This window comes from Stagnimonas sp. FW305-C-60 (assembly GCF_058782965.1).
Window position 1 is genome coordinate 146,401 of record NZ_JBYSYF010000005.1, and the last position, 24,919, is coordinate 171,319.

A 24,919-nucleotide genomic window follows, 5' to 3' on the forward strand; every position below is an offset into this window, starting at 1 on the left:
GCCCTTCATGAACCGCAAGATCCTCATCACCGGCGGCAACAGCGGCATCGGCTACGAGATGGCGCTGGCCTTCGCCGCCCAGGGCGACGAGGTGCTGATCGCGGCGCGCGATGCGGCCAAGTCGGCCGCCGCCATCGCCCGCATCCGCGCCCTGCATCCGCAGGCGCAAATCGAGAGCCTGAGCCTGGATCTCGGCGACTGGCCGGGCGTGGACCGCTGCGCCGACGCGGTGCTGCAACGCTGGCCGCGGATCGACGTGCTGATCCTCAACGCCGGGCTCTACACCATGAAGCTCTCGCGCCTCGCCAATGGCTACGAGACCATGATGGGCACCATGCACTTCGGGCACTTCCGTCTGGCGCAGCGCCTGCTGCCGGCGGTGCAGGCCGCGGAGCAGGGCCGCATCGTGGTGACCAGCTCGATGATCCACCGGCTGGGGCGCATCGACGAGGCCAGCTTCACCAACCCGGGTCGCCACAAGTCCGGCCTGCACGCCTACGGCCAGGCCAAGCTCGCCAACCTCTTGTTCACCCGCGAGCTGGCGCGCCGCCTGCAAGGCAGCCGCGTCACCGTCAACGCCTTCCACCCGGGCGCGGTCGCCACCGACATCTACCGCCAGGTGCCGGCGGCGCTGAGGCCGCTGGTCACCCGCTTCATGCTCAGCCCGCGCCAGGGTGCGGATACCGCCATCTGGCTGGCCACCGCGCCGGAGCTGGCCGGCACCAGCGGCGAATACTTCATCAAACGCCAGCGCAATGCCGGCAGCGCGCTCAGCCGCAAGCCCGAGGAAACGGCGCGGCTGTGGGCGCTCAGCGAGCAACTCTTCCCGGCGTCCGCGCCATCCCCCTGACGGATTCCTGCCATGCCCCGTTCACAACCGCTGCGCGTCGCCGCCACCGCCCTGGGTCTGTTGTTGAGCCTGCCCGCTTCGGCGACGGTGCTGGATGTCGCCGCCAATGGCTTCACCATCGAGAACAGCCTCACCGTACCGACCGACGCGATGACCGCCTACCGCGCCCTGGTCAACGACGTCGGTCGCTGGTGGCCGGCCGATCACACCTGGTGGGGCAAGGCGGAGAACCTGAGCATCCAGGCCAGGGCCGGCGGCTGCTTCTGCGAGTTGAACGGCGAGCAGCAGGCCCAGCACATGACGGTGAGCTTCGCCGACCCCGGCAAGCTGCTGCGCATGCTCGGCGGACTCGGTCCCTTGCAGGGCATGGGCCTGAGCGGCACGCTGGAATGGCGCTTTGCGCCTGCCGACAAGGACAAGCCGGAGGCCGGCACCCGCATCACACTCTGGTACCGCGCCGGCGGCTACGCGCCCAAGGACATCAGCGGTTTCGTGCCGGTGGTCGATCGGGTACAGGCCCAGCAGCTTGGCGGCCTCGGCGACTTCCTGCGCAAAGCCGAGCACTAGCCGCCGCTGCGGGTAGGTGCAGTCGCCAAAAAATTTTGGCGACGGGTTTAAACCCTGCGGCCGTTTGCGCTGTCCACTGTGGTCATCCTTTTCCCTTTCGAGCCCGCCATGAGCCCCGCCCAACCGCGCCGCCTCGCCCTGCTGCTGCTGATCGCCCTGGCCAGCAGCGCCTGCGGCAAAAAGACCGAACCCGCCGCCGCTCCCGCTCCGGCCACCGCCAGCACGCCGGCAGAGAACGCCGAGTGGCGGGGCTTCCTGAAGCAGTATCAGGAGGACTACTTCGTCGCCAATCCCGCCTTCGCGGTGGTGCAGGGCCGCCACGAGTTCGACGGCAAGCTGCCGGACTGGAGCCGTGAAGGCATCGGCCGCGAGATCGCCCGCCTGGAAGCGGCGCGCGCCAAGGCCCTCGCCTTTAGCGGCCTGTCGCCGCAGCAGACTTACGAGCGCGACTATCTGCTGGCGCGCATCGACGGCGATCTGTTCTGGGCACGCGACTCCGGCGCGCCCTGGAAGAACCCGGCCTACTACAGCGGCAGCCTGGAACCCAGCGTCTATCTGACCCGCCCCTACGCGCCGCTCGATCAGCGCATGAAGGCCTTCATCGCCTACGCCAAGGCCATCCCCACCGCGACCGCGCAGATCCGCGCCAACCTGAAGACGCCGCTGCCGAAGACCTTCGTGCAACTGGGCATCAACGGCTTTGGCGGCTTTCCCGACTTCTACCGCAAGGACGTGCCGACCATCTTCGCCGAGGTGAAGGACGAGGCCCTGCAGAAGGAGCTCGCCGCCGCCATCGAGCCGGCCGCCAAGGCCATGCAGGAACTCGCCGACTGGCTCAAGAGCGAGCAGCCCAAGGCCAATGACGACTACGCGCTCGGCGCCGAGAAGTTCGCGGCCATGCTGAAGATGACCGAAGGCGTCGATACCCCGCTGGCGGAGCTGGAGGCCATCGGCAAGGCCGACCTCGCCCGCAACCAGGCGGCGCTGAAGGAGGCCTGCGCGGCCTTTGCGCCCAAGGCCAGCATCGTCGCCTGCATCGCCAAGGTCGGCGCCAACAAGCCCAAGGGCGGCGCTGTCGAAGGCGCGCGGGCGCAGCTCGCCGGCCTGAAGCAGTTCCTCATCGACAAGGATCTGGTCAGCATCCCCGGCACCGAGGAGGCCCTGGTCAACGAGGCGCCGCCCTACCAGCGCTGGAACTTTGCCTACATCGACATCGCCGGCCCTTACGACAAGGGCATGCCCAGCACCTACTACATTGCTCCGCCCGACCCGACCTGGTCGAAGGCCGACCAGGACGCCTACGTGCCCGGTCAGGCCGACCTGCTGTTCACCTCGGCGCACGAGGTCTGGCCCGGCCACTTCCTGCAGTTCCTGCACGCCAACCGCTCGCCTTTCGAGTTCGGCCAGTTGTTCGTCGGCTACGCCTTTGCCGAAGGCTGGGCGCATTACACCGAGGAGATGATGTGGGAAGCCGGCCTGGGCGAGGGCTCGCCGGAAATCCACATCGGCCAGCTCTCCAACGCCCTGCTGCGCGACGTGCGCTACCTCTGCGCCATCGGCCTGCACACCCAGGGCATGAGCGTGCAGACCTGCGAGACGATGTTCGGCGAACAGGGTTACCAGGACCCGGGCAACTCCCGCCAGCAGGCGTCGCGCGGCACCTACGACCCGGCCTACCTCAACTACACCATGGGCAAGCTGATGATCCTGAAGCTGCGCGAGGACTGGACCGCCAGCCGTGGCGGCCGCAGCGCCTGGAAGGCCTTCCACGACCAGTTCCTGTCCTACGGCGGCCCGCCGATCCCGCTGGTGCGCGCGCAGATGCTGGGCAAGACCGAGGGTGGCTTGTTCCCCGCCCTGGCCACCGCCGCCAAGGAGTGAGCCGGCCTTGAGTCCGCTAGAACAGTTCCTGCCCTTCGTCACCAACCACCCGCTGCATCGTGCGATGGGTGTCGAGCGCATCGCCGCCGCCGAGGGTCAGGCCTCGACCGAGATCCTGGTCGGGCCTGACCTGGTCAATCCCGCTGGCATGTTTCACGGCGGGGTGGTCTACACGGTCTGCGACATGGTCTGCTTCGCCGCCCTGCTCAGCCGCCTGCAGCCGGGCGAGACCGCCGCCACCCACGACATCCACGTCTCGGTGATGAAGGCGGCGCGCCTGGGCGAGCGGGTGCTGTTCACCGGCCGGGTGCTCAAGCACGGCCGCTCGCTGGCCTTCATGGAGGCCGAGGCGCATTGCGGAGACACGCTGCTGGCGCGGGCGACGGTGACCAAGTCGATCCTGAAGATGCCGGCCAGCTAAGGCGAGCCGGCCCAAACTGATGGCGGCATATTTCGCCGGCCTGTAACGGCCGGCCGCTAGCCTGCGCGGCGCGCCACCGCCCTGCACTGCCATGCCCATCGCCACCCGTCTTCTGTCTTCGCTGTTGTTGCTCTCCCTGCTCGCCGCCTGCGATGGCGGCAGTGCCACCGACAACACCGCGATTTCACCGCCGCCCGCAGGGAACGACCTCTACGGCCGCTTTGAAGGTGGCAGCGGCGGCGCCGGCCTGGGCATCGCCGGCCTGCATTACCAGGGCAGTGGCTACGCGGCTTACACCGAGGCCGACGGCAGCTACCGCTATCGCGCCGGGGATCGCCTGCGCTGGCAGATCGGCGATGTGCTGTTGGGCGAGACCACCGCCGGAGCGCTGACCAGCCCCTACGCGCTGGCCGGCAACTGCGACTTCGATGCCACGCTGGTGCGGCTGGCGCGCCTGCTGCTGAGCCTGGACCGCGACGCCGACCCCGACAACGGCCTGCAAATGCCGGCTATCCCGGCGGCTTCAGTGCCCCGCCCGCTCGCCGACTTCAGCGAGGCCGAGCTGAGCGCGCGCCTGCGGAGCTGGCTCGGCGCCGGGCGCAGCCTGGCGGAGGAACGCGCGGCGGTGGACGCCTTCGTGCGCGTGCTCGACGACGAGCGCTGGGAACAGACCAGCCGCGAGGAATTCCGCCTGAGCGCGATCGTCCGCTCCCAGGGCCTGTCCACCGACGGCAGCGGCTGGGTGTTTTCCTGGCAGAACGGCCTGCAACGCACCGGCGACTCCCCGCTGTACCTGGCCAGCGCGACCGTGCTCGACGCCATCCCCGCCGAGCTGCGCGACGCCGGCAGCGATCACATCGGCGATACCGACATCCTCGACGGCCGCCTCTACGCGCCGGTGGAGAATGCCGGCTACACCAACCCACTGATCCTGGTCTACGACCCGGTGACGCTGGAGTATCTCGGCGAGGCCTATCCGCTGGCGCCGCACCAGGCCCATGTCGCCTGGATCGCCCTCGACGGCGCCCGCCGCCTGGCCTACAGCGGCGACTGGGACCCGATGCCGGTGGTCAATGTCTACGCGCTCGACCAGGGCTTTGCGCTGCTCCGCCAGATTCCGCTGAGCGAGCCGCTGAGCCGGGTGCAGGGCGGCAAGGTCTACCAGGGCGCGCTGTACCTGAGCCGCGACGACGAGGCCAACAGCGTCTACAAGATCAACCTCGACACCGGCACGGTGCTGCCGCTGTTCAGCCTGGAGCCCGACCTCAGCGGCCTGCTGGGTGAGATGGAGGGCCTGGCCTTCCGCGACCTCGCCGACGGCAGCCAGATGCACACTCTGGAGCTCAAGGCCACATACCTGGGCGCCAACTTCCGCCATCACCGCCGCAGCCTCGCGCCAGCCCGGCAGCGCTGGTGCGCCACGCCCGGCTCCTGAATACTGCGGGCATGCCCGCCGAGCCTCCTCCGCTACCACCCCGCCCACTCGCGCCCAGCGAGGACGACTGCTGCCATCAGGGCTGCGCGCCCTGCGTGTTCGACCTCTACGAACGCGCGCTGGAGCGCTGGGAAGAGCGAGTGGCTGCCGCGCAGAAGGCAGCGACGCCAGCGCCATCCCGTGACTAGCTGAACGCCACCTACAATCGGCCGGCGCAGCCCGCGCCCACCAACGCCACCATGACTCCTGCCCAGACCCTCGCCCAGCCGCTGCGCCTCGCCTGCGGCGTCAGCCTCAAGAACCGCCTCGCCAAGTCGGCGATGAGCGAGGCCCTGGCCAGCCTCGACAACCGCCCCGGCGAGAAGCTGGAGCGCCTCTACGGCGTCTGGGCGCAGGGCGGCGTCGGCCTTTGCATCACCGGCAATGTGATGATCGACCGCAATGCCCTGGGCGAGCCCGGCAATGTGGTGGTGGAAGACGAGCGCGACCTCGACGCCCTGCGCCGCTGGGCCCAGGCCGGCAGCGCCAACGGCACCGCGCTGTGGATGCAGATCAACCATCCCGGCAAGCAGTCCCCCAAGGGCCTCAACCGCGAAACCGTGGCGCCCTCGGCGATCCCCTTCGGGCCGGAGATGTCGAGCTTTTTCGCCACTCCGCGCGAGCTGCGCGTCGACGAGATCGAAGCCCTGGTGCTGCGCTACGGCCGCGCCGCCGGCATCGCCAAGAAGGCCGGCTGCGGCGGCGTGCAGATTCACGGCGCGCACGGCTATCTGGTCAGCCAGTTCCTGTCGCCGCGCCACAACCAGCGCAGCGATGCCTGGGGCGGCAGCGCCGACCGGCGTCGCCGCTTCGTGCTGGCGGTGCTGGCGGAGATGCGCCGGCAGGTGGGCGCGGGTTTTCCCATCGGCATCAAGCTCAACTCCGCGGACTTCCAGCGCGGCGGCTTCACCGAGGAGGAGTCGCTGGACACCGTGCGGGCGCTGGCCGAGGCCGGCATCGACCTGATCGAGATTTCCGGCGGCACCTACGAGGCCCCGGTGATGACCGGCGTGAAGAAGGTGAAGGACAGCACCCGCGTACGCGAGGCCTACTTCCTGGAGTTTGCCGAGAAGGCGCGCGCGGCGGTGTCGGTGCCGCTGATGCTCACCGGCGGCTTCCGCAGCGCCGAGGGCATGGCGGAGGCCATCGCCAGCGGCGCGGTGGATCTGGTCGGCCTCGCCCGCTCGATGGCGATGGAACCCGATCTGCCCGCGCGCCTGCTCGCCGGCGAAGCTCCACGCCATCAGGTGCGGCCGATCAGCACCGGCATCGCCATGGTCGACCGCATGGCACTGATGGAGGTGGCCTGGTACACCCGCCAGCTCCGCCGCATCGGCGAAGGCCGGGCGCCACGCCCGACCGAATCCGGTCTCGCCGCCTTCGCCGTCGGTCTGGTCGAGAACGGCTGGCGCACCTTCCAGACCCGCCGCCTGCGCGCCTGAGGCGCCGCCTCGCCATGCGCCGCCATTCCGCGCTCCGCTGGTTTGCCGTCTGCACACTGAGCCTGGCGTTGCTGCTGGGCTTGGGCGCCTGCGGCGACAAGCCGCCGCGCATGGCGCGCCTGCCTGGCGATGCGGTGATCCTCGCCTTTGGCGACAGTCTCACCTTCGGCACCGGCACCAGCCGCGAGCTGGCCTACCCGGCGCAGTTGGCGGAGCTGGTGCAGCGCCGCGTGATCAATGCCGGCGTGCCGGGCGAGACCAGCGCCGAGGGTCTGGAACGCCTGCCGGCGGCGCTCGACGAGCATCAGCCGCAACTGGTGATCCTCTGCCTGGGCGGCAACGACATGCTGCGCCAGCAGAACCGCGCGGCCATGCGCGACAACCTGGCGGCGATGATCCGCGAGATCCGTGGACGCGGCATCGCCGTGCTGCTGCTGGGCGTGCCCGAGCCCAAGCTGCTCAGCCTCAAGGCCGAGCCCAGCTACGCCGCGCTGGCGCAGGAATTCGGCCTGCCGCTGGAGGCCGAGGCGATCCCGGAAGCGCTCGGCGACCGCGACACCAAGTCCGACCCCATACACCCCAATGCCGCCGGCTACCGACAGATCGCCGTGGCGATCGCCAAGCTGCTGAAGAAGGCCGGCGCGGTCTGAGCGCCGCCAGACCTGCGCCGGCCTGCCCCTATCGGCCAGCTCGCCCGCGCGCGTAGGATGCGAGGCACAACAACACCCTGGGGAGGGTAAGAAATGATCCGCAACAATTTCGTCCGCGCGGCGCTACTGCTGCTGTTGGTCAGCGGGCTAAGCGCCTGCATGCAGAGTGTGGGCCCGGGTGGTGTGCAGCAGAGCGCCGGCCCGTTTCAGCAGAGCGTAGGCCCCGGCGGCGTCAGCCAGAATGCCGGGCCTTTCGGCTCGCAGACCGTCGGACCTGGCGGCGTGCAGCAGAGCATGGGTCCGTTCAAGCAGAGCGTCGGCCCCGGTGGCGTCCAGCAAAGCGCCGGCCCCTTCGGCTCGCAATCGGTGGGCGCCAACGGCGTACAGCAGACCGCCGGCCCGGCTTCGGCCAGCAGTACCAGCGGCAACACCTGCCGCATCAGTTGCTCCGGCCGTAGCTACAGCGCCAGTTGCCCGGCACGGGAAAACCCGCTCTGCCAATGCAGCCACGCCCCCTACGCCAGTTGCGTAGGCAGCGTGCAGCCGCGTCAGTAGAGCCCAAGGCCGGCGCCCCACTCGCCGCCCTCAAACCCCACAAGCCAAAGTCCCCTCCCCCGCAAGCGGGGGAGGGTTAGGGAGGGGGCGTTCGGCGTCGGCCATCAGACCCAAGCCCTACTCCTCTCAGGGTAGGCCCCAGCCCTGACGCTCCCCTCATAGTCGCAGCACTCAAGCCCGATAACGCCTACCCATCCTGAGGGGGATGAACCATGGCTACCCGCAGCGACTTCGCACCCATCGTGGCGTCCTATCTGCTGTGCGTCGCCGCCGGCGCCGCCCTGCTGTTCGGCGGCAGCGGCCTGCCGCAACCCTGGGACGCCCTCGCCGCCGATGTGCTCGCCACCGTGGTGATCTTTGGCTTTAGTTACGCCTACAAGAACTCCAGCTTCTACGACGCCTATTGGAGCGTGATACCGCCGCTGCTGGCGGTGTACTGGTACTGGGCCAACCCCGGCAGCTTCGAACCCACTCGCGCGGCCCTGGTGATCGGTCTGGTGTGGCTGTGGGCGATCCGGCTCACCACCAACTGGTCGGTGTACTGGGGCGGCCTGCACCACGAAGACTGGCGCTACCCCATCGTCCGCGCCCGCGCCGGCCGCTTTGCCACCCTGGCCGACTTCGGTGGCATCCACCTGTTCCCCACCCTGCAGGTGTTCGCCGGCTGCCTGCCGATCTACGCCGTGCTGAGCCAGGGCAGCACGCCGCTGGGCTGGCTGGATGCGCTGGCCTTCATCGTGACCCTGGGCGCGATCAGCCTCGAACTGATCGCCGACCTGCAATTGCACGCCTTCATCGCCCGCCGCCAGCCCGGCGAGTTCATCAGGACCGGCCTCTGGGCCTGGTCTCGCCACCCCAACTACCTGGGCGAACTGAGCTTCTGGTGGGGCCTGGCCCTGTTCGGCCTCGCCGCCGCGCCGCAGGCCTGGTGGTGGGTGCTGCCCGGCGCGCTGACCATGAACCTGATGTTCGTGTTCGTCAGCGTGCCCTTCATGGACGAACGCAGTTGCGAGCGCCGCCCCGCCTACCGCGAGCACATGCGCAAGGTCTCGGCGCTGATGCTGCTGCCGCCGCGCAAGGGCTGACCCGCTTCAGCGGCACCGCGCGCGGCTAGCGCGCATCGCGACCTGCCCTCTTGCGGAAAACCGGGGCAGGCGGCGCATACTTCAGACACAAAGGCCGGTGACGGGAATCCCGGCCCCTAGAACCATTGGGAGCCAAGAGCGTGTCCAGCCTCTGTTCTGTTATCCAGAGAAAGATGGACATTTACTCCGGCCTCATTTTTTCACGACTCCAGTTTTCCGATTCGTGTTTCATCTAATTGTATTTTGACTTCATAAGGAGGGAGTCCAAATGTCGAATCGCGGTCTTTCGATGCGAGCAGGAAACAAAGGCCTAACAGTCAGAGTAAATTTGTGGGCCTTGAATGATTTTGATGGCTTTGATTCCGAGTCGGCACGACTCTGGATCAAGGGATCGGTAACCAATGCCGATACAAGTGAGGAAAAGAAATTCAACGATGCTGGAGAGCTAATTTCCATTCTTGGAAAATGGAATTCAACCAAACTTCGGAATTTGAAAAAGCAATGATTTTTTCCACACCGAAAATCGCAAGAAAAAGATAGCACATGAAAATCAAAACACTTATTTTCTCTATTGTTCTTACAAGCTGTGCTGGCTCACCCTTTTTTGGGGAACGGTTCAACACTATTGGGCCTGGCATGTCAGGCGAGGAGCTCAAAGCCAAGCTGGGAAATCCGGACAGCTATGAGAAAAGCGGCGATTACGAGCTGTATCAGTACACAGATCGCATGGTCAGTGGTTGGGGCTGGGACAAAGGCAACTATTTTGTTGTTTTGAATGGCAACAAAGTTGAAAAATACGGTATCGGCAGCATGCGCTACAGAGAGTGGGTGCCGGCGACGCCGCCGAGCCGAACCGACGTCTACATTTACAAGCCGTAGGCAAAGAGGAGAAAAGCAAGCGTAGCCCGGATGCAATCCGGGACTTTGCCAGGTTGGCAGTTCGATCCCGGATTTCATCCGGGCTACCAGCCAGCCACCGCGAGCCGCCTCCTCCCGCCTCACAACGGGTCCGTAGAAAAAAGGGGTCGAGAGAAAAGGGGGCGGAGTAATTTAGACCTACTGGAGAACTCGACCCGTTCTCGCCTCACAAAGGGTCTGTCGTCCCAACCACATCGTCGGTATAGGTATTAAGCCGGGCGATCACCTCGTAACGGTCGGCGTCGGAAAGCCCGTAGCCCTCCAGTGTCTCGAACAGATGGGCAACGAAGCGCTGGAATTCCTGGGTGGAGATGTTGAGGCCGGCGTGCGCGTGGCGTACCGGGCGGCCGCTGTAGAGGCTGGGGCCATCCAGGGCGGCGCTGAAGAACTCGGTCTGCATGTGTTGCAGCTTGTTCATCGGCGTGTGGCGGAAATGCGGTGCCAGCACTTCGTCGGCCAGCACGCGCTGGTAGAACTGCTCCACCATGCTGCGGACGGCCTCTGCGCCACCGATACGCTCGTAGAGTGAGGTTGCAGGTTGCATCGACTGCGCTCCGAAAGTGCCGCCACGGCCCGTCGCCTGCCGCCGTGCAGGGAACCATTGCCATGAGGCCAAGCTAGAGAGCCCGGCATGGCGCTGCATTGACGCCGGTCAACTTCCAGCGTGGGCAAAAGCACCTAGGCATTCCACGGGGCTACTTGCGTAGCGATGCCGCGACCAAGCGCGGTGGGGAAGACCCACCGCCCGCCTCGCTCAAAAACCTTCGCGCGGGTTCAGCGACAACTTGGCGTCGGTGACGGCCTGCTTGCAGCCGGCGACGAACTCGGCCGGATAGCCGGCGCAGGCCTTGGCGTCGAGCAGGCTGGCACGCTGCGCCCACTGGTAGCCGTCTTCCTGGCTCTGGCAGTAGGTCTTGCAGGGAGCGGCCTCGTCCTTGCCGGGCGTGCCGCTACAGGCGTTGAGCAGCAGCAAGGCGGCAGTCGCGGCCAGGCACAGTGGGTGCAGGGCGTGGGTGCGGAAAGGCGGGTTGATCATGGGGCCACTATCTCATCAGATGCCGGGGGCGGTTTGGAGGCGACCTTGCATCGTGTGTCGCTGGGGGCGACAAGTTCAGTTGCTAGGGGGATCGTTCAGCAGGCATTGCGCTGAAACGCCCCCACCCTGGCCCTCCCCCGCTTGCGGGGGAGGGAACTCAAGGCAGGGGCAAGGCTTTAGGCCGGGCTAGAACTTGACGCCGACCACGGCGAACAACTGCCGGCCGGGCGCCTGCTGGGCGAAGTAGGTGCCGGGGAAGAAAGTGGCGTCGGTCACCTGGTTGAGCACGCGCTCGTCGCTCAGGTTGGTGCCGCCCACCGACAGGCTCCAGCGCTCGCGCACGTCGGCCACGATGAAGCGCGCGGCGTACTGGTAGTAAGGGTCGACATGGGTCGCGGGGTCGAGATCGACGTCGGTGTACTGGTCGCCCTGATAGATGATGTCGCCGGCGAGGGTGAAGGCGACTTCGCCAAACTCGTAGGTGAGCGAGGGCGTGAGCGTGCCGGTGGCCTTGGGGGCGAAGGCGATGCGCTGGCCTCCGAGGTTCTGCTTGGCGCCGATACCCTGCGAGATCGGCGCGGGCGCGCCGGGGTAGTCGAGGTACTTGGCGTCGAGCAGGCCCAGCGAACCGACGATGCGCAGCGGCCGGTAGGGCGTGAGCCACTGGAAGTCCGCCTCCAGGCCGCGCGAGCGCGCGGTGCCGGCATTGCTCACGTCGAACAGCACGCCGTTGAAGGCCAGCACCTGCAGGTTGTCGAAGTCGGTCTGGTAGAGCGTGAGGCTGGTGTTGAGCGTCTTGTTGAAGAAGCGGCCCTTGGCGCCGATCTCGTAGGTCTGCGCGGTTTCGGCGTTGTACTCCAGCTTGTCACCGGTGAGCGAGATGGCGTTGATGCCGCCGCTCTTGTCGCCGCGCGCGTAGGAGACGTAGTAGTTGACGCCGTGGTCGGCGAAGTACTGCATCGAGATCTTCGGCGAGATGTCGTATTCCTTGCGCTTCTTGTCCGGGTAGTCGTAGTCGGAGCTTTGCAGCAGCAGCTCCATCACGCAGGGCGGTGGCGGCACGCCGGGGGGCAGCGCGTCCTTGATCTGGCAATGGCTCTGGCCCTTGGTGCTGATCTTCTTTTCCTCCATGCCCAGGCGCACGCCGGGGGTGATGGCGAAGTGCTTGCTCCAGTTCCAGGTGAACTGTCCGAACAGAGCGTTGGCGGCAACCTTCTGGTTGTAGTCGAACTGGTAGTAGTCGCCATCGGAGATCAGCGGCCCGGTGAGCAGGCCCAGATTGGCGAGGTTGATCGCGCCCAGAAAGCCGACCGGCGAGGAACCCAGCGCGCCGCCGCTGGCAAGCTGGGCAGCGTCGTCGGTGAGCAGGTAGGAGGTCAGGTCCTGACCGGCCAGGATGCGCGCCAGCAGGGTGTAGTCGGAGTCGTAGCGGAACAGGCCGCCGACGAATTCCAGACCGGTGCCCAGGCCGAACAAGCTGTCGGCCTTGCCGGTGAAGCGCAGCTCGGCGGTGAACTGCTGGTGGTCCTCGTGGTTGTCGAGCCGGGCGATGTCGGAGGGCGAGACATCCAGCTCGTTGAGCTGGTCGATGCGGAAGCGCGAGCCGCCCAGCACCAGCACGGTGTTGAAGTCCTTGAGGCCGGCGACCGGACCCATCGCCCATTCGTTCTTCAGCGCAACGGTGTCGGAGCCCTTCTCGATCCAGCCCGGGGTGTCGAAGGAGGTGCGGAAGTTGTAGGGGTCGTCTTCGATGTTGGCGTCGAAGTTTTCGAGGTAGGTGCGGGTGTCGTCGTCCAGCTTCATGAGCTGGAAGGGCCAGAACGGCGCGGTGGTTTCGGAGGTGACGAGCATCAGCTCGCTGCTCCAGATTCCCGACGCGAGCTTGAGCTTGCCGCGCAGGGCCTGCTGTTGCAGCGCGTCTTCGTAGCGGTCGAGGAACTGGTTGTAGGTCTGGCCGTCCTGCTCGCGGTAGAGAAAGCCGACGCGACCACCGAAGTGCTCGCCGAACATGCCACCCATGCCGCCTTCCAGGCGCTGCTCGCCCTGGCCGCCGTAAAAGTAGCGGGCGTCGGCGCTGGGCTCGCTGGTGGGACCTTTGCTGATGACGTTGAAGACGCCGGCGATGGTGTTCTTGCCGAACAGCGTGCCCTGCGGCCCGCGCAGGATCTCGACCCGGTCGATGTCGAACATCGACTCGGTGAAGTAGCCGGGGCGGCCGAAGTAGAGGTCGTCCTGCACGAAGCCCACCGAGCTTTCAAAGCTGGGGTTGAAGGCATTGGTGCCGAAGCCGCGGATGAACACCTGCGGCGAACCAATGTCGTCGGCATCGACGCGGGCATTGGGCACGTACAGCGAGACATCGGCGAGGTCGGCGGCGCCGGTCTCCTTGATGAAATCGCCCGACAGCGCGGTAACCGAGGCCGGCACCCGGCGCAGGGACTGCTTGGTCTTCTGCGCGGTGACCACCACCTCACCGAGCTGGCGCGGCCCGGCCTTGGACTCCTCGGCCGGAGCCGGTGGCGGCGCGGACTCGGCCAGCGGCTGCACCGGGATGCTGCCGACCTCGGCGCTGCCTTCCGGCGGCACCGGCGTCGGCGCATCCGACTGGGCAAGTGCCACGACCGGGAGCAAAAGGGCCGCGCTGGCGGCGAGCAGCAGAGCTTTCATGAAGATGTGGACCTAGTCAGGTTTGTGCCTATGCGCTAGCAATACACGGTCCAGGCCGGCGATCAAGAGCGCGCCGAACCGGCAGGGTCATTTTTACCAAGCCCCGGCTGCCCGCCGGGCTTTAGTCGTCCAGCGCCGCCGCAGCCTCTTCGCGCCCGCGCTGGCGCCGCTCGGCCTCGCGGCGCGCCTCCTCGATCTGCGCCAGCACACCGTCGACGTCGGGAGCGCCTGGCGGGTGCTCGTAGCGGCCGGTGAGCGGGCTGTCCGGCCGCAGCTCGCTGGCCTGGTAGAGCTGCCAGATCTCGTAGGCGTACTCGGTGTCGAGCAGCTCCGGCGCGTAACGGCCGCAATAGGCGCGGATGTTCTCGACATCGCGCACCAGCATGCGGAAGGCGTTGTTGTTGCCGGCGGCGTCCACCGCCTGCGGCAGGTCGATGATGGTCGGGCCGTCGGCGGCCAGCAGCACGTTGAATTCCGAGAGGTCGCCGTGGATCAACCCGGCGCAGAGCATGCGCACCACCTGCTTGATCAGCAGCGCGTGCCAGGCGCGCGCCTGCTCGGCGTCGGGGTGTACGTCGTTGAGGCGCGGCGCCGGCTGGCCCTGCTCATCGACCACCACCTCCATCACCAGCACGCCCTCGTAATAGCCCTGCGGCTTGGGCACCCGCACACCGGCGGCGGCGAGGCGGTAGAGGGCATCGACCTCGGCGTTCTTCCAGGCCGCCTCCTGTTCCTTGCGGCCGTGGCGGCTGCCCTTGCCCATGGCGCGGGCATCGCGGCTACCGCGCGCCTTGCGGCCCTCCTGGTACTCGGCGAGCTTCTGGAAGCCGCGCTGCTGCGCGTCCTTGTAGACCTTGGCGCAGCGGATGTGGGGGCCGCAGCGGACCAGGAACACCGAGGCTTCCTTGCCGCTCTTCAATTGGCGCAACACGGAATCGACGATGCCATCGTCGATCAGCGGCTGCAGGCTGTTGGGGATTTTCATGCGGCATTGTGAGGGATAGCCGGCAAAACCTGCCAAACCCTCACTGCCAAATGTTTCCCGCTAGAGCTGCGCGACCACCTCCGTCGCCGCGCGTTCGCCGGAGCGGATGGCGCCGTCGAAGTAGCCGTTCCAGATCTCGGCGGTCTCGGTGCCGGCCCAGTGCAGGCGGCCGATCGGCTTGCGCAGGGCCTCGCCGTAATCGCTCCAGACGCCGGGCGGAAAGTAGCTGGCGTAGCAGCCGCGCGACCATTCCTCATCGGCCCAGCTCTGCTCGATGTACTCCAGCGGTTGCAGCGCCTCGGGGCCGAAGTAGCGGGCGAAGCATTCCAGCGCCAGTGCCCGGCGGCGCTCCGGCGCCTCGCGCAGCAGGCGGCGGCCCTCGCTGGCCTCGATGAAGCCCATGAGGATGCCGAGATGGCCGTCCTGCGGCGAGTTGTCGTAGACCAGCTTGATCGGCCCGGTGTCGCTGGTGACCTGGCCGTTGATGCCGGCGCGGCGCCAGAACGGGGTGGCATACACCGCGTTGACCTTGGTGACGGTGCCCATCGGCAGGCGCTGGGTGAGCTGGTCGCGCAGGCCGTCAAGCAGCGGGAAATAGCGGATGCGCGCCGCCAGCGGCGGCGGCACGGCAACGATCACCCGCTGGCCACGCAGCTCGAAGCCGGCGCCGGAAACTTTCACGCCCTGCCCGTCCTGCTCGATGCGCTCGACCGCGGCATTCAGCCACACCGCCTCGCCAAGCCGTTCGGCCATCGCCAGCGAGATGCGCTGCGAGCCGCCGACGATGCGCGCCTCCTGGGCGCCGCCTTCGGTATTGATGAGCAGATCCAGCGAGCCGGCGCTGTGGATGTAGAACAGCACATGCAGCAGCGAGAGATCGCGCGGCTCGGCCGAGAACACCGCCTCGATGCACAGCTCGATCAGCTCCTTGGCGCCGCGGCTGAAGATGCAGCGGTCCATCCAGCTCTGGAAGGTCTGGCCGTCCCACTCGGCGGCGCGCGGGGCGGTCCAGGGCGCGGCCAGCGGCACCTCCTTGGCCATGCGGTTGAGGCGGTTGATGGCCAGTTGCGCCTCCACCGAACCGAGCAGATTGCCGGGCGGAATGCGGCCGGAGTACTGGCGCAGGCGGCCGCGCCGGTAATCGGTAAAGCGGCCCTCGCCCCAGGTCTTGAAGGTGGAAAGCCCTAGCTCCTCGATCAGCGCCAGCACGCGGTCCTGCGTCGGTCCCACCCATTGGCCGCCGATTTCCACCACGGTGCCCGGCTTGGCACCGGGCGCGGTGAGGTTGTGGTTGAGCGTGCGGCCACCGACGCGGTCGCGCGCCTCCAGCACCAGCACCTGCCGCCCCGCGGCCTGCAACTGACGGGCGGCGGCGAGGCCGGCGAGACCGGCGCCGACGACGATGACTTCGGTGCTTGCACTGCGCATGAGGATTCCTGGGGAGGGTTGACTGGCGGTACGGGCGACGCTGAGGCAATATTCCGTACGCGTTATCGAAAAATAGAAAACCATGCCCCGAAAGTCAACGCTCGCCCCGCTCGCCGCCACGCCGCCCGGTGCGGAAGCAGCGCGCCCGCGCGGCCGGCCACGGCGCAGCGCCGAGCACGAGCAGGAGACCCGCCGGCGGATCAGCGAGGTCGCCAGCCGGCTGTTCGCCGAGGAGGGCTTCGAAGCAGTGAGCATGCGCCGGCTGGCGCAGGAGGCCGGCTGCGGCACCATGAGCCTGTACGGCTACTTCCCGAGCAAGAACGCGATCCTGCGCAGCCTGTGGAAAGACTGCTTCGCCGAGCTGTTCCCGCGCATCCAGGCGGCCAGCCGGCGCGGCACGCCGCGGCAGCGGCTGGAGCGCGCCGCCACCGCCTTCGTCGACTACTGGTGCACGCAGCCGCAGCATTACCGCTTGGTGTTCCTCAACCAGGACCAGCGTAGCGGCGAGGAGCGCTACTACGTGGAGAGCCCCGCAGTGATCGAGCGCTTTGCCTTGTTCCGCGAACTGATCGCGCAGTTGCAGGCCACGGGTCAGGGTCGTGCCGGCGAGCCGCAGTTGCTCAGCGAAGCCCTGATCTGCGCGCTGATCGGCCTCTGCCACGCGCTCATCACCATCCCGGAATTCCAGTGGCAGCCGCGCGCGGCGCTAATCGCCGCCAGTCTCGGGATCGTGCTCGCCTAGCTGCGGTAGAGCTGCCCGACCGCAGCCGCGTGCAGCCAGCGCAGGCAGTGGTCGGCCTCAGCGCTGCCCTCGACCGGCGCCCAGGGCGCGAAGTCCTTGTCGCTGGCCGCCTCGTAGGGGCCCTGCTTCACTTCCAGCAGCACCGCAAAGCCCTCGCGCACGATCAGCGAATGCCAGGTGTTGGGTGGAATCTGCACCAGACTCAGCCCGGCGCCCTCGGCACCAAGCACCTGGCGCTCGCGCAACGCGCCCTGGTCGTCGAACAGCAGCAGTTCGAAGACACCGGCCAGGCAGGCGGTCAGCTCCAGCTTGTGGGCCTGCACATGGCGGTGGGGACGCACGTAGGAGCCGGGCAGCATGCCGACCAGGAAGCGTTGCAGGGGATCGGCAGCGCTGCCCGCGTGCAGCTCCAGGTGCGCACGCCGGCGCGGGCTGCTCTCGGCGGCCGCGCGCAGGGTGGCGAGTTCAGCCGCGCCTACCGCCAGCTTCAAGGGCGGCCCTGCAGACTCAGATTCAGCTTGGCCTCGCCATCCTCGACCTGTTCGACCTTTACCGGCATGTAGTCCTTCTCCGGCGCCAGCCAGAAGCGCAAGGTGGTCTTGGGGTCATCGATGCGCTCGAAGCGCACCGCCTCGAACTTGCCGGCGGCGGTTTCCACCGTGCCGCGCCCGGCGATGGCGAAGGTGTAGCTCTTCACCCGCTTGTGGTCGGCGATGGCGATCACCAGCGGCTCGGGCTTCTTGTCGGCAACGTGGTTCTGCACCCAGAGCCGCGCCGCCTGCTGCACGCTGAGCCGATCCAGCGTGCCGGGCGCGATGGGCAGCGGGCCGTTGCGGCCGCCGAGCACCAGGCCCTGCTTCCAGTCGAAGTGGATGACGAAGCCATCCTTGCTGCGCTTGGGGTTGTTGAACTCCATGCGGCTGGGCACCACCACGCCATCGACCACGCAGAACTCGCTGGTCTCGCGCGGGCTGCCGTAGAGCCAGCGCACCAGGCCGATGGGATGGGTGCTGAGCTCGTAGCGGTAGCAGTCCTCGCCGGCCTCGGCGCTGAGGGTGAGCGTGCCCTCGCCCAGCGGCGTGTCGCCCCAGGAGACGTCGTAGCGCAGCGACATCGGCTTCAAGGCCGGCGCCGCCAGCGCCAGGCCCGGCAGCAGGCTCAGCGCGGCAAGCAGACGACGCAGCGATTGCGGTTTCATCGGAACGGCTCCTCAAGATCGGCCAGCGTGCGGGGTGTCGTCAGCGGTGCGCCCTGCAACCAGGGCTGGCCCGCACGCAACTGCAAGTCGCCGCGCGCCAGCCAAGCCACCGCCTGAGGATAGATCTTCAGCTCGACTTCGTTCATGACCCGCTCGGCCAGGGATTCGGCTGAATCCTCCGGCGCGACGGTGAACGCGCCCTGAAGTACCAGCGGCCCGCCATCCAGCGCCTCGGTGACGAAGTGCACGCTGGCGCCGTGCTCGGCATCGCCAGCGGCCAGCGCCGCCGCGTGGGTCTTCAGGCCCGGATGGCGCGGCAACAGCGAGGGATGGATGTTGAGCGCGCGGCCCAGGTAGTGGCGGGTGAAGCCAGGCGTGAGGATGCGCATGAAGCCGGCCATGGCCAGCAGGTCGGGCGCATGGCGGTCGATGGCGGCAGCGAGCGCGGCGTCGAAGGCCTCGCGGCTGGGGTAGTCGCCGTGCGGCACCAGCTCGGTGGCGATGCCGGCGCGGCGGGCGCGTTCCAGACCATAGGCCTCGGCCTTGTTGCTGATCACGGCGGCGATGCGCGCCGGAATGTGGCCGGCGGCGCAATGCTCGATCAGCGCTTGCAGATTGCGGCCGCTGCCGGAGATCAGGACGACGAGGTTTTTCATGACCTGACTCCTCCCCCCCGCGCGAGGAGGAGGAAGCACATCGCGCGGGGATCGAGGCACCGCTAGACGAACCGCACTTCCTGCTTGCTCTTGACCATCTCGCCGAGCACGAAGGGCTTGAGCTTGCTTTTCTTGAGCTGGGCCAGCGCGGCATCGAGCTTCAGGCGCGGCACCACCAGCACGAAACCGACGCCGCAGTTGAACACCCGCCACATCTCGTCCTGCTCGACATTGCCCTTTTCCTGCAACCAGTCGAACACCGCCGGCCGCTGCCAGCTCTTGGTATCGACCACCGCGCCCAGGCCCTTGGGGAAGCAGCGCGGCAGATTGCCGACGATGCCGCCGCCGGTGATGTGGCTCATGCCACGCACCGGGATGCCGGCATCCAGCAGCTTGAGCACCGGCTTGACGTAGATGGTGGTCGGCGCCAGCAGCGCCTCCTCCAAGGTCTGGCCGCTGAACAGCGGCGCGTCCAGGCGGGTCTTGCTGACTTCCAGGATCTTGCGGATCAGCGAATAGCCGTTGGAATGCGGGCCGCTGGAAGGCAGGCCGATCAGCACATCGCCGGCCTTGATGCCGCTGCCGTCGATGATCTTTTTCTTCTCGACCACCGCGACGGTGAAGCCAGCCAAGTCGAAGTCGCCCTTGGCGTAGAGGCCGGGCATCTCGGCGGTTTCGCCGCCGACCAGGGCGCAGCCGGCCAGCTTGCAGCCGGTGGCGATGCCCTTGATGACCTTGGCGGCAACCTTCTGGTCGAGCTTGCCGGTGGCGTAGTAGTCGAGGAAGAACAGCGGCTCGGCGCCGTTGACCAGCACGTCGTTGACGCACATGGCGACCAGATCCTGGCCCAGGCCCTCGACGCGGCCGGTGTCGATGCCGAGCTTGAGCTTGGTGCCGACGCCGTCGGTGCCGGAAACCAGCACCGGGTTCTTGTACTTCTTGGGCAGGCTGACCAGCGCGCCGAAGCCGCCGACACCGCCCAGCACCTCGGGCCGCTGGGTGGACTTGACGATTTTCTTGATGTCGTCGACGAGGGCATCGCCGGCGTCGATATCCACACCGGCGTCGCGGTAGGACAGGGAAGCGCGCTTTTTCATGGCTAATCGCGTGGGGGAACGCTGCTATTTTACCGGTCGCACACTCATAATTCCGACCCGACCCGCGATCCGCCCTCATGCAAGCCGAGCCCCACACCCGTCTGCACTGGCGCGAATTCTGGCCCTGGCTCTTGGCCGTGCTGGGCCTGGCGGCCCTGATCGGTGCGCTGGGACCGATCCTGATGCCCTTCGTGGTCGGCGCCATCTTCGCCTACCTGGGCGACCCGCTGGTCGATGCCCTGGAACGCCGCCGGCTGTCGCGCACCTGGGGCGTGAGCCTGGTGTTTCTGCTCATCACCCTGTCGCTGGTGCTGCTGATCCTCCTGATCGCGCCGATGCTGCAGCAGCAGGCGGTGACCCTGGCGCAGAACATCCCCGAGGGCCTGCGCTGGTTGCAGGACGTGGGCCTCGCCAAGCTCGGCATCCAGTTGCCGGACAATCTGCGGCTGGACTCCAACTACCTGCGCGACTGGGTCAGCAGCCACTGGAAGGAGGCGCGCGGCGCCGCCGGCCTGGTCGCCGAATCCGGGCTGAAGGTGATGGCCACCATCGCCAACATCGCGCTGATCCCGGTAGTGAGCTTCTACCTGTTGCGCGACTGGGACAATCTGATCGGCTGGTTCGATACCGTCACCCCGCCCCGCCACCGGCCGCTGGTGCGGCGCCTGGCGAGCGAGTGCGACGAGGTGCTGGGCAGCTTCGTGCGCGGCCAGGGCCTGGTGATGCTGGCACTGGCGCTCTACTACGCGCTGGCGCTGTGGGCGGCCGGGCTCAAGCTGGCGCTGCTGGTGGCGCTGATCGCCGGTCTGCTCAGCTTCGTGCCCTACCTCGGCTTCGCGATCGGCTTCGCCACCGCGATGATCGCCATGCTGGTGCAGTCGCCGGAACTCTGGCCGCTGCTCTGGGTGGTGGCGATCTTCGCTTTTGGCCAGGTGCTGGAAGGCAATGTGCTCACCCCGCTCCTGGTCGGCGACAAGATCGGCGTGCATCCGGTGGCGGTGATCTTCGCGATCATGGCCGGCGGCCAGTTGTTCGGCTTTACCGGCGTGCTGGTGGCCCTGCCCTGCGCGGCGATCCTGGCGGTGGGCCTGCGCGAGGTGCAGAGGCGCTGGCTGGATAGCAATGTCTACCGCTGGGGCGAACAAGTGCCTGCGCCGGAGGCGCTGCCAGCGCCTCCGGCCGCCAGCCAGGGCGAGGAGCCGCCGGCGGCATGAAGGGTCAGCAACTGCCGCTGGCGGTGGCGCTACGGGAAACCTCCAGCTTCGCCAGCTTCCACGCCGGCCCCAACACCCAGGCGGTGAGCACCCTGCGCGGCCTGCTCAGCCCCGGCGGCAGCTTGGCGCTGCTGCTGCACGGCCCGGCCGGCAGCGGCAAGACGCACTTGTTGCAGGCTCTGGGCCGCGAGGCCGCCGGCCTGGGCCTCAGCCACGCCTATGTGCACCTGCCCAGCCATCTTGCGGAGCTGCCGGAAGCCCTGGCCGGGCTGGAGACACTGAAGCTGGTCTGCCTGGACGGCCTCGATGAAGCACCGCTGCCCGAGGCCGGGGTGCTGGCGCTGGCGCGGCTGATCGACGCGATCAAGAGCCGGGGCGGCAATCTGGTGCTGGCGGCGCGCAAGCCGGGGCACCTGCTGCAGTTCGTGCGGCCCGACCTCGCCACCCGGATCAGCGCCTGCGCCAGTTTCGGCCTGCGCCCGCTCAGCGACGAGGACCGCGCACGCCTCCTGATGCTGCGTGCCCATGCCCGCGGCCTGCATCTGCCGGACGATGTCGCCCACTATCTGCTCAAGCGGCTGGCGCGCGACATCGGCTCGCTGCTGGAAGCGGTCGAGACCCTGGACCGCGCCTCGCTCAGCGCCCAGCGGCGGCTGACCATCCCTTTCGTGCAGTCGGTGCTGCTGCGCTAGTTCGCGGTACGGGCCAGCGCCTTGGCGCCCTTGGCGTAGAGCATCAGCGCCACGAAGTCGGCGGCCGCCGCCACCGCCAGCAGCAGCAAGGGCAGCTTGTAGGCCGGCTGCATATAGGCCTCGGACAGCAGCAGGGCGCAGTAGAAGGCCACCAGCATGCTGGTCCAGGACGCAGTGTAGGCACGGCCACGCAGCAAACCGGGCAGCGGCAACAGCAGCGGCAGTACCGCCAAAGTCGCCAGCACCAGGGCCGACTCGCGACCACTGCCGGCGATCAGCGCATATAGGCCGGACGCGAGCCCGAAATGCGCGGCCCAGACCAGCCACTTCAGGCGTTTCACCAGCGCGGGAAACTTCATGAGGCGAGCCTCGTTGCCGCCCAGGCCAGGCGCCGGCCCAGGGCCTCACAAAGGGCAATCTCCTGGGCGTCCAGCTTGCGCGGTGCGCCGGCGGTGCCGGCGACATGGCTGGCGCCGTAGGGCGTACCGCCGTACTGGGTGCTGGATAGCGCCGGCTCGGTATAGGGCAGACCAACCAGCAGCATGCCCTGGTGCAGCAGCGGCAGCATCATGCTCAGCAGGGTGCTCTCCTGACCGCCGTGCATGGTGCTGGTGGAAGTGAACACCGCCGCCGGCTTGCCGGCCAGGGCGCCGGAGAGCCAGAGGCCGGAGGTGCCGTCGAGAAAGTATTTGAGCGGCGCCGCCATGTTGCCGAAGCGGGTCGGCGAACCCAGAGCGAGACCGGCGCAGTCGCGCAGGTCGGCCAGCTCGCAATAGGGCGCGCCGGACTCCGGCACCGCCGGCGCCAGGGCTTCGGTTTCCGCCGACACCGGCGGTACCGTGCGCAGGCGCGCGCTACAACCTTCCACCGCGGCGACGCCACGGGCGATGTGGCGGGCCATGGCGGCGGTGGAACCGTTGCGCGAGTAGTAGAGGATCAGGATCTCGGTCATGGCGCGCAGGGTAGCCGATGCCGTCTGCGGATTGCGGATTGCGGATTGCGGATTGCGGATTGCGCGCAGATTGTTCAGCCTGCGGGCATGAGCGCGAGCATTTCCCCTGCCCTGGCACAGAACGGCCATCAGCCGCACCCGAGCGCGAGCACGCCTCGCGTGCTGCTGCTCGCCCTGCGCGACGACTGGCTGGGGCCGCCGCGTCTGGCCGGCGCCTTGCGCGAGGCAGGGCTCGCGGTAGCGGCGGTTTGCCCCAGCGAGGGGCCGATGGCGGTCAGCGCCGCGCTGGAGCAGCGCTACCTGTTCAGCCGCCAGCAGCCGCCAACCCTGCCGCTGCTGCAACAGGCCTTCGAGGCCTGGCAGCCGGCGCGGGTCTTGCCCATGGACGATGCGGCAGTGCTGCTGCTGCGGCGCCTGGTGCAGATGCAGCCGCCGCTGCCCGCCGCGCAACAGGCGCTGCTCACCGCCGGCGGCGCAAGGCCGGTCGAGCAGTCCGACTGGCTGGACAAGCACTGCGGCAATACCCGCGCCCGTGATCTCGGCCTGGCGGTGCCGGACTGGCTGTTGCTGCCGCCGGGCAGCACGCAGCTGGAGCCTCTGCGGCGGCTCGGGTTGCCGCTGCTGGCCAAGCCGGCCATCGGCTATGGCGGCATCGGTCTGCGCCTGATCGAGCGCGCCGAACAGCTGGAGGACCTGCGTGGCAGCCCGCGCGCCTTGCTGCTGCAACGCGAGGTCTCCGGCAGCACCTGGGCCTGTGGCTTCTACGCCGAGCAGGGCCGCCTGCTGGCGGCGCTCTGCGCGGAGAAGGAACGCGTGCATCCGGCACCCTACGGCCCCAGTTCCCGACTGCGAATCACCGCGCAGCCGGCCCTGCGCGCCGCCACCGCCCGCCTGCTGGCAGCCAATCACTACACCGGCTTCGGCAGCCTGGACGCCCAGATCGACGACCAGGGTCAGGTCTGGTTTCTGGAGCTGAATCCGCGCCCCTCGCCCTTCCTGCACCTGGGCGCGCACGCTGGCCCCGACCTGGCGGCGGCTCTGACAGCAGTGTTGCGCGGCGAGGACTACCTCGAGCCAGCGCTGCGCCAGCCCAGCTGGTCGGTGGCGCTGTATCCGCAGGAGCGTCTGCGCGACCCGCTAGGACAGGAGGCCGGCATGGCCGACTGGGATCTGCCCGAGCACGACCCGCCGCTCAAGGCCTGGCTGGAGCGCTGGCTGAAGGCGCAGGCCGGCTAATCGAAGGCCCAGTAATTCCGCAGCGCGCCCAGCACCTTGTTGGGATATTCGGAACGGCCATAACTGCCGTTGTAGCGCGCCAGGGCGTTGAAGAGGTTGCCGCGCTCCTTGTCCAGATAGAAACGCAGGATGGTGCAGCCCATGCGCAGATTGGTGTGCGCCTGGAACAGGTTGGAGCCCTTCTCGCCCAGTTCCTCCAGCCAGAACGGCATGATCTGCATGTAGCCCAACGCCCCGGCGTGGGAGATCGCGTAGCGGTCGAAGCGGCTCTCGATATGGATCACCGACAGCACCCATTCCGGCTTCAGTCCGGCGCGCTTGGCCTCGGAATGCACCAGGCGCAGAAACTCCAGGCGCTGCGCCTCATCCGGCTGGTAGCGCTGCAGGCGGGTGGACATGTCCAGCAGCCAGACCTGGGCCTCGTACTTGTCCTCGAAACTGTCGGCGGCGCGGATCGCCGCCATCAGCCGCGCACGCAGCTCCGGCTCCGGCTCGCCCACCGGGCCGGCCAGGGCGGCGGAGGCGGACAGCAACAGGCAGAGGGCGAGCAGCGGCTTCATGTCGAGTGCGGAATGCGGAGTGGAACAATTGTAGTCAAAGCCCCATCGGCCTCGGCGGCGCCAGGCGGCGTCTGGCTGCGTGTGGCTCCGCACAGACGGCGGCTGGCGCCGGGCTCATGGTCGCCTAGGCCCTTGGTCTGCATTCATGGCCGCCGCGAGGTTTCACGGCGCGCCGCAGCCACTCGCAAGCGAACCAGCCACCCACTTCCACTTCAAGGATTTCGCCATGTCTAACGAACCCGGTTTTTCCAAGACCACGGCCAATGGTCAGGGCATCGGCACCGCGCGCGGCGCCGGTGGCAGCCAGAGCAATGCCGGCCTCTCCGGCGAGGTGCACAGCTTTCTGGACGACGTCGAAGACCTCATCAAGGAAGCCAGCGCGCTCAGCGGCGACGATCTGGCCCGCGCCAAGACCAACATCAGCCAGCGGCTGAATTCGGCGCGGGAGGCGGTGGAGGCCTTCGGAGGCGAAATGGCCAGCCGGGCGCGGAGCACCGTCGACGCCACCGATAGCTATGTGCATCGTCAGCCCTGGCAGGCCATCGGCATCGGCACCGCGTTCGGGGTGCTGCTAGGCATGGTGCTCGCCCGCCGGCACTGAACCCGCCTGGAG

Annotated in this window: 29 protein-coding genes; 17 read left to right on the forward strand and 12 right to left on the reverse strand. The window is 67.9% G+C overall.

Annotated features, from left to right (window positions below):
- Nucleotides 1–7 precede the first annotated feature (7 nt).
- The 12 genes from AC3WT6_RS14575 (at nucleotide 8) to AC3WT6_RS14630 (ending at nucleotide 9,804) form a co-directional block, all read left to right on the forward strand.
- Nucleotides 8–850, forward strand: coding sequence for an SDR family NAD(P)-dependent oxidoreductase (locus AC3WT6_RS14575; RefSeq protein WP_492654326.1), 843 nt, complete (start codon nucleotides 8–10; stop codon nucleotides 848–850).
- A 12-nt stretch (nucleotides 851–862) separates the two neighbouring features.
- Nucleotides 863–1,417 carry an SRPBCC family protein gene (locus AC3WT6_RS14580; RefSeq protein ID WP_492654327.1) on the forward strand — a complete coding sequence of 185 codons (555 nt, stop codon included), beginning with the start codon at nucleotides 863–865 and terminating at the stop codon, nucleotides 1,415–1,417.
- Between the two features lie 108 nt (nucleotides 1,418–1,525).
- Nucleotides 1,526–3,298: a DUF885 domain-containing protein gene (locus AC3WT6_RS14585; protein ID WP_492654328.1), complete on the forward strand. Its 1,773-nt coding sequence runs from the start codon at nucleotides 1,526–1,528 to the stop codon at nucleotides 3,296–3,298.
- 7 nt (nucleotides 3,299–3,305) lie between these two features.
- Nucleotides 3,306–3,719: a PaaI family thioesterase gene (locus AC3WT6_RS14590; protein ID WP_492654329.1), complete on the forward strand. Its 414-nt coding sequence runs from the start codon at nucleotides 3,306–3,308 to the stop codon at nucleotides 3,717–3,719.
- 91 nt (nucleotides 3,720–3,810) lie between these two features.
- Nucleotides 3,811–5,154 (forward strand): hypothetical protein, encoded by a 1,344-nt coding sequence (locus tag AC3WT6_RS14595; RefSeq protein ID WP_492654330.1) that lies wholly within the window; start codon nucleotides 3,811–3,813, stop codon nucleotides 5,152–5,154.
- 11 nt (nucleotides 5,155–5,165) lie between these two features.
- Nucleotides 5,166–5,342: an oxidoreductase-like domain-containing protein gene (locus AC3WT6_RS14600; RefSeq protein WP_492654331.1), complete on the forward strand. Its 177-nt coding sequence runs from the start codon at nucleotides 5,166–5,168 to the stop codon at nucleotides 5,340–5,342.
- A gap of 51 nt (nucleotides 5,343–5,393) precedes the next feature.
- Nucleotides 5,394–6,635: an NADH:flavin oxidoreductase/NADH oxidase family protein gene (locus tag AC3WT6_RS14605; RefSeq protein ID WP_492654332.1), complete on the forward strand. Its 1,242-nt coding sequence runs from the start codon at nucleotides 5,394–5,396 to the stop codon at nucleotides 6,633–6,635.
- A gap of 14 nt (nucleotides 6,636–6,649) precedes the next feature.
- On the forward strand, nucleotides 6,650–7,285 hold the full coding sequence (locus tag AC3WT6_RS14610; protein ID WP_492654333.1) for an arylesterase: 636 nt from the start codon (nucleotides 6,650–6,652) through the stop codon (nucleotides 7,283–7,285).
- A gap of 93 nt (nucleotides 7,286–7,378) precedes the next feature.
- Entirely contained in the window at nucleotides 7,379–7,840 is a 462-nt protein-coding gene (locus tag AC3WT6_RS14615; RefSeq protein ID WP_492654334.1) for a hypothetical protein, read from the forward strand.
- 212 nt (nucleotides 7,841–8,052) lie between these two features.
- On the forward strand, nucleotides 8,053–8,925 hold the full coding sequence (locus AC3WT6_RS14620) for a DUF1295 domain-containing protein (RefSeq protein WP_492654335.1): 873 nt from the start codon (nucleotides 8,053–8,055) through the stop codon (nucleotides 8,923–8,925).
- 268 nt (nucleotides 8,926–9,193) lie between these two features.
- The gene (locus AC3WT6_RS14625) at nucleotides 9,194–9,430 is read left to right on the forward strand and encodes a hypothetical protein (protein WP_492654336.1); all 237 of its coding nucleotides are present in this window, start codon (nucleotides 9,194–9,196) and stop codon (nucleotides 9,428–9,430) included.
- Nucleotides 9,431–9,468: 38 nt separating this feature from the next.
- Complete coding sequence (locus AC3WT6_RS14630; protein ID WP_492654337.1) at nucleotides 9,469–9,804, forward strand: hypothetical protein; 336 nt, start codon at nucleotides 9,469–9,471, stop codon at nucleotides 9,802–9,804.
- Nucleotides 9,805–10,009: 205 nt separating this feature from the next.
- On the opposite strand, the gene AC3WT6_RS14635 is transcribed toward AC3WT6_RS14630, so the two are convergent.
- The 5 genes from AC3WT6_RS14635 to AC3WT6_RS14655 form a co-directional block, all read right to left on the reverse strand.
- On the reverse strand, nucleotides 10,010–10,387 hold the full coding sequence (locus tag AC3WT6_RS14635) for a group I truncated hemoglobin (protein WP_492654338.1): 378 nt from the start codon (nucleotides 10,385–10,387) through the stop codon (nucleotides 10,010–10,012).
- Nucleotides 10,388–10,597: 210 nt separating this feature from the next.
- Entirely contained in the window at nucleotides 10,598–10,879 is a 282-nt protein-coding gene (locus tag AC3WT6_RS14640; RefSeq protein ID WP_492654339.1) for a hypothetical protein, read from the reverse strand.
- Between the two features lie 186 nt (nucleotides 10,880–11,065).
- Nucleotides 11,066–13,546: a TonB-dependent receptor gene (locus AC3WT6_RS14645; protein ID WP_492654340.1), complete on the reverse strand. Its 2,481-nt coding sequence runs from the start codon at nucleotides 13,544–13,546 to the stop codon at nucleotides 11,066–11,068.
- 121 nt (nucleotides 13,547–13,667) lie between these two features.
- Nucleotides 13,668–14,531: a PA4780 family RIO1-like protein kinase gene (locus tag AC3WT6_RS14650; RefSeq protein ID WP_492654341.1), complete on the reverse strand. Its 864-nt coding sequence runs from the start codon at nucleotides 14,529–14,531 to the stop codon at nucleotides 13,668–13,670.
- 60 nt (nucleotides 14,532–14,591) lie between these two features.
- On the reverse strand, nucleotides 14,592–15,959 hold the full coding sequence (locus AC3WT6_RS14655) for a flavin monoamine oxidase family protein (protein WP_492654342.1): 1,368 nt from the start codon (nucleotides 15,957–15,959) through the stop codon (nucleotides 14,592–14,594).
- 82 nt (nucleotides 15,960–16,041) lie between these two features.
- Between AC3WT6_RS14655 and AC3WT6_RS14660 the strand changes: the two genes are divergently transcribed.
- Nucleotides 16,042–16,701 carry a TetR/AcrR family transcriptional regulator gene (locus tag AC3WT6_RS14660; RefSeq protein WP_492654343.1) on the forward strand — a complete coding sequence of 220 codons (660 nt, stop codon included), beginning with the start codon at nucleotides 16,042–16,044 and terminating at the stop codon, nucleotides 16,699–16,701.
- Here the strand turns inward: AC3WT6_RS14660 and AC3WT6_RS14665 are convergent.
- The 4 genes from AC3WT6_RS14665 to purM all read right to left on the reverse strand — a co-directional run bounded on the left by AC3WT6_RS14665 (nucleotide 16,698) and on the right by purM (nucleotide 19,652).
- Entirely contained in the window at nucleotides 16,698–17,192 is a 495-nt protein-coding gene (locus tag AC3WT6_RS14665; RefSeq protein ID WP_492654344.1) for a WbuC family cupin fold metalloprotein, read from the reverse strand. The genes AC3WT6_RS14660 and AC3WT6_RS14665 overlap by 4 nt on opposite strands.
- Nucleotides 17,189–17,899 carry a DUF3108 domain-containing protein gene (locus tag AC3WT6_RS14670; RefSeq protein WP_492654345.1) on the reverse strand — a complete coding sequence of 237 codons (711 nt, stop codon included), beginning with the start codon at nucleotides 17,897–17,899 and terminating at the stop codon, nucleotides 17,189–17,191. The genes AC3WT6_RS14665 and AC3WT6_RS14670 overlap by 4 nt, the downstream gene beginning before the upstream one ends.
- Entirely contained in the window at nucleotides 17,896–18,555 is a 660-nt protein-coding gene (gene purN, locus AC3WT6_RS14675) for a phosphoribosylglycinamide formyltransferase (RefSeq protein WP_492654346.1), read from the reverse strand. Before purN ends, AC3WT6_RS14670 begins: the two co-directional genes overlap by 4 nt.
- A gap of 62 nt (nucleotides 18,556–18,617) precedes the next feature.
- Entirely contained in the window at nucleotides 18,618–19,652 is a 1,035-nt protein-coding gene (gene purM, locus AC3WT6_RS14680; protein WP_492654347.1) for a phosphoribosylformylglycinamidine cyclo-ligase, read from the reverse strand.
- Between the two features lie 77 nt (nucleotides 19,653–19,729).
- Between purM and AC3WT6_RS14685 the strand changes: the two genes are divergently transcribed.
- Nucleotides 19,730–20,866, forward strand: a complete 1,137-nt coding sequence (locus tag AC3WT6_RS14685; RefSeq protein WP_492654348.1) for an AI-2E family transporter — start codon at nucleotides 19,730–19,732, stop codon at nucleotides 20,864–20,866.
- Nucleotides 20,863–21,558: a DnaA regulatory inactivator Hda gene (gene hda, locus AC3WT6_RS14690; RefSeq protein ID WP_492654349.1), complete on the forward strand. Its 696-nt coding sequence runs from the start codon at nucleotides 20,863–20,865 to the stop codon at nucleotides 21,556–21,558. Before AC3WT6_RS14685 ends, hda begins: the two co-directional genes overlap by 4 nt.
- Here hda and AC3WT6_RS14695 read toward each other — a convergent pair.
- On the reverse strand, nucleotides 21,555–21,917 hold the full coding sequence (locus tag AC3WT6_RS14695) for a DUF2069 domain-containing protein (protein ID WP_492654350.1): 363 nt from the start codon (nucleotides 21,915–21,917) through the stop codon (nucleotides 21,555–21,557). The two genes, hda and AC3WT6_RS14695, sit on opposite strands and share 4 nt — an antisense overlap.
- Nucleotides 21,914–22,510: an NAD(P)H:quinone oxidoreductase gene (wrbA, locus tag AC3WT6_RS14700; RefSeq protein WP_492654351.1), complete on the reverse strand. Its 597-nt coding sequence runs from the start codon at nucleotides 22,508–22,510 to the stop codon at nucleotides 21,914–21,916. Before wrbA ends, AC3WT6_RS14695 begins: the two co-directional genes overlap by 4 nt.
- Before the next feature lie 87 nt (nucleotides 22,511–22,597).
- On the opposite strand from wrbA, the gene AC3WT6_RS14705 reads away from it, so the two are divergent.
- Nucleotides 22,598–23,746 (forward strand): hypothetical protein, encoded by a 1,149-nt coding sequence (locus AC3WT6_RS14705; RefSeq protein WP_492654352.1) that lies wholly within the window; start codon nucleotides 22,598–22,600, stop codon nucleotides 23,744–23,746.
- Here the strand turns inward: AC3WT6_RS14705 and AC3WT6_RS14710 are convergent.
- The gene (locus AC3WT6_RS14710) at nucleotides 23,743–24,306 is read right to left on the reverse strand and encodes a lytic transglycosylase domain-containing protein (protein ID WP_492654353.1); all 564 of its coding nucleotides are present in this window, start codon (nucleotides 24,304–24,306) and stop codon (nucleotides 23,743–23,745) included. The genes AC3WT6_RS14705 and AC3WT6_RS14710 overlap by 4 nt on opposite strands.
- Before the next feature lie 226 nt (nucleotides 24,307–24,532).
- Between AC3WT6_RS14710 and AC3WT6_RS14715 the strand changes: the two genes are divergently transcribed.
- A complete protein-coding gene (locus AC3WT6_RS14715) occupies nucleotides 24,533–24,907 on the forward strand; it encodes an ElaB/YgaM/YqjD family protein (RefSeq protein WP_492654354.1) in 375 nt (124 codons plus the stop codon).
- The last annotated feature ends 12 nt before the right edge of the window (nucleotides 24,908–24,919 follow it).

Bases quoted from the DNA above. Each gene is read 5' to 3' on its own strand.
- AC3WT6_RS14575 (WP_492654326.1), top strand. From the start codon at position 8: ATGAACCGCAAGATCCTCATCACCGGCGGCAACAGCGGCATCGGCTAC.
- AC3WT6_RS14580 (WP_492654327.1), top strand. From the start codon at position 863: ATGCCCCGTTCACAACCGCTGCGCGTCGCCGCCACCGCCCTGGGTCTG.
- AC3WT6_RS14585 (WP_492654328.1), top strand. From the start codon at position 1,526: ATGAGCCCCGCCCAACCGCGCCGCCTCGCCCTGCTGCTGCTGATCGCC.
- AC3WT6_RS14595 (WP_492654330.1), top strand. From the start codon at position 3,811: ATGCCCATCGCCACCCGTCTTCTGTCTTCGCTGTTGTTGCTCTCCCTG.
- AC3WT6_RS14600 (WP_492654331.1), top strand. From the start codon at position 5,166: ATGCCCGCCGAGCCTCCTCCGCTACCACCCCGCCCACTCGCGCCCAGC.
- AC3WT6_RS14605 (WP_492654332.1), top strand. From the start codon at position 5,394: ATGACTCCTGCCCAGACCCTCGCCCAGCCGCTGCGCCTCGCCTGCGGC.
- AC3WT6_RS14610 (WP_492654333.1), top strand. From the start codon at position 6,650: ATGCGCCGCCATTCCGCGCTCCGCTGGTTTGCCGTCTGCACACTGAGC.
- AC3WT6_RS14615 (WP_492654334.1), top strand. From the start codon at position 7,379: ATGATCCGCAACAATTTCGTCCGCGCGGCGCTACTGCTGCTGTTGGTC.
- AC3WT6_RS14620 (WP_492654335.1), top strand. From the start codon at position 8,053: ATGGCTACCCGCAGCGACTTCGCACCCATCGTGGCGTCCTATCTGCTG.
- AC3WT6_RS14625 (WP_492654336.1), top strand. From the start codon at position 9,194: ATGTCGAATCGCGGTCTTTCGATGCGAGCAGGAAACAAAGGCCTAACA.
- AC3WT6_RS14630 (WP_492654337.1), top strand. From the start codon at position 9,469: ATGAAAATCAAAACACTTATTTTCTCTATTGTTCTTACAAGCTGTGCT.
- AC3WT6_RS14635 (WP_492654338.1), bottom strand. From the start codon at position 10,387: ATGCAACCTGCAACCTCACTCTACGAGCGTATCGGTGGCGCAGAGGCC.
- AC3WT6_RS14640 (WP_492654339.1), bottom strand. From the start codon at position 10,879: ATGATCAACCCGCCTTTCCGCACCCACGCCCTGCACCCACTGTGCCTG.
- AC3WT6_RS14645 (WP_492654340.1), bottom strand. From the start codon at position 13,546: ATGAAAGCTCTGCTGCTCGCCGCCAGCGCGGCCCTTTTGCTCCCGGTC.
- AC3WT6_RS14650 (WP_492654341.1), bottom strand. From the start codon at position 14,531: ATGAAAATCCCCAACAGCCTGCAGCCGCTGATCGACGATGGCATCGTC.
- AC3WT6_RS14655 (WP_492654342.1), bottom strand. From the start codon at position 15,959: ATGCGCAGTGCAAGCACCGAAGTCATCGTCGTCGGCGCCGGTCTCGCC.
- AC3WT6_RS14660 (WP_492654343.1), top strand. From the start codon at position 16,042: ATGCCCCGAAAGTCAACGCTCGCCCCGCTCGCCGCCACGCCGCCCGGT.
- AC3WT6_RS14670 (WP_492654345.1), bottom strand. From the start codon at position 17,899: ATGAAACCGCAATCGCTGCGTCGTCTGCTTGCCGCGCTGAGCCTGCTG.
- purN (WP_492654346.1), bottom strand. From the start codon at position 18,555: ATGAAAAACCTCGTCGTCCTGATCTCCGGCAGCGGCCGCAATCTGCAA.
- purM (WP_492654347.1), bottom strand. From the start codon at position 19,652: ATGAAAAAGCGCGCTTCCCTGTCCTACCGCGACGCCGGTGTGGATATC.
- AC3WT6_RS14685 (WP_492654348.1), top strand. From the start codon at position 19,730: ATGCAAGCCGAGCCCCACACCCGTCTGCACTGGCGCGAATTCTGGCCC.
- hda (WP_492654349.1), top strand. From the start codon at position 20,863: ATGAAGGGTCAGCAACTGCCGCTGGCGGTGGCGCTACGGGAAACCTCC.
- AC3WT6_RS14695 (WP_492654350.1), bottom strand. From the start codon at position 21,917: ATGAAGTTTCCCGCGCTGGTGAAACGCCTGAAGTGGCTGGTCTGGGCC.
- wrbA (WP_492654351.1), bottom strand. From the start codon at position 22,510: ATGACCGAGATCCTGATCCTCTACTACTCGCGCAACGGTTCCACCGCC.
- AC3WT6_RS14705 (WP_492654352.1), top strand. From the start codon at position 22,598: ATGAGCGCGAGCATTTCCCCTGCCCTGGCACAGAACGGCCATCAGCCG.
- AC3WT6_RS14710 (WP_492654353.1), bottom strand. From the start codon at position 24,306: ATGAAGCCGCTGCTCGCCCTCTGCCTGTTGCTGTCCGCCTCCGCCGCC.
- AC3WT6_RS14715 (WP_492654354.1), top strand. From the start codon at position 24,533: ATGTCTAACGAACCCGGTTTTTCCAAGACCACGGCCAATGGTCAGGGC.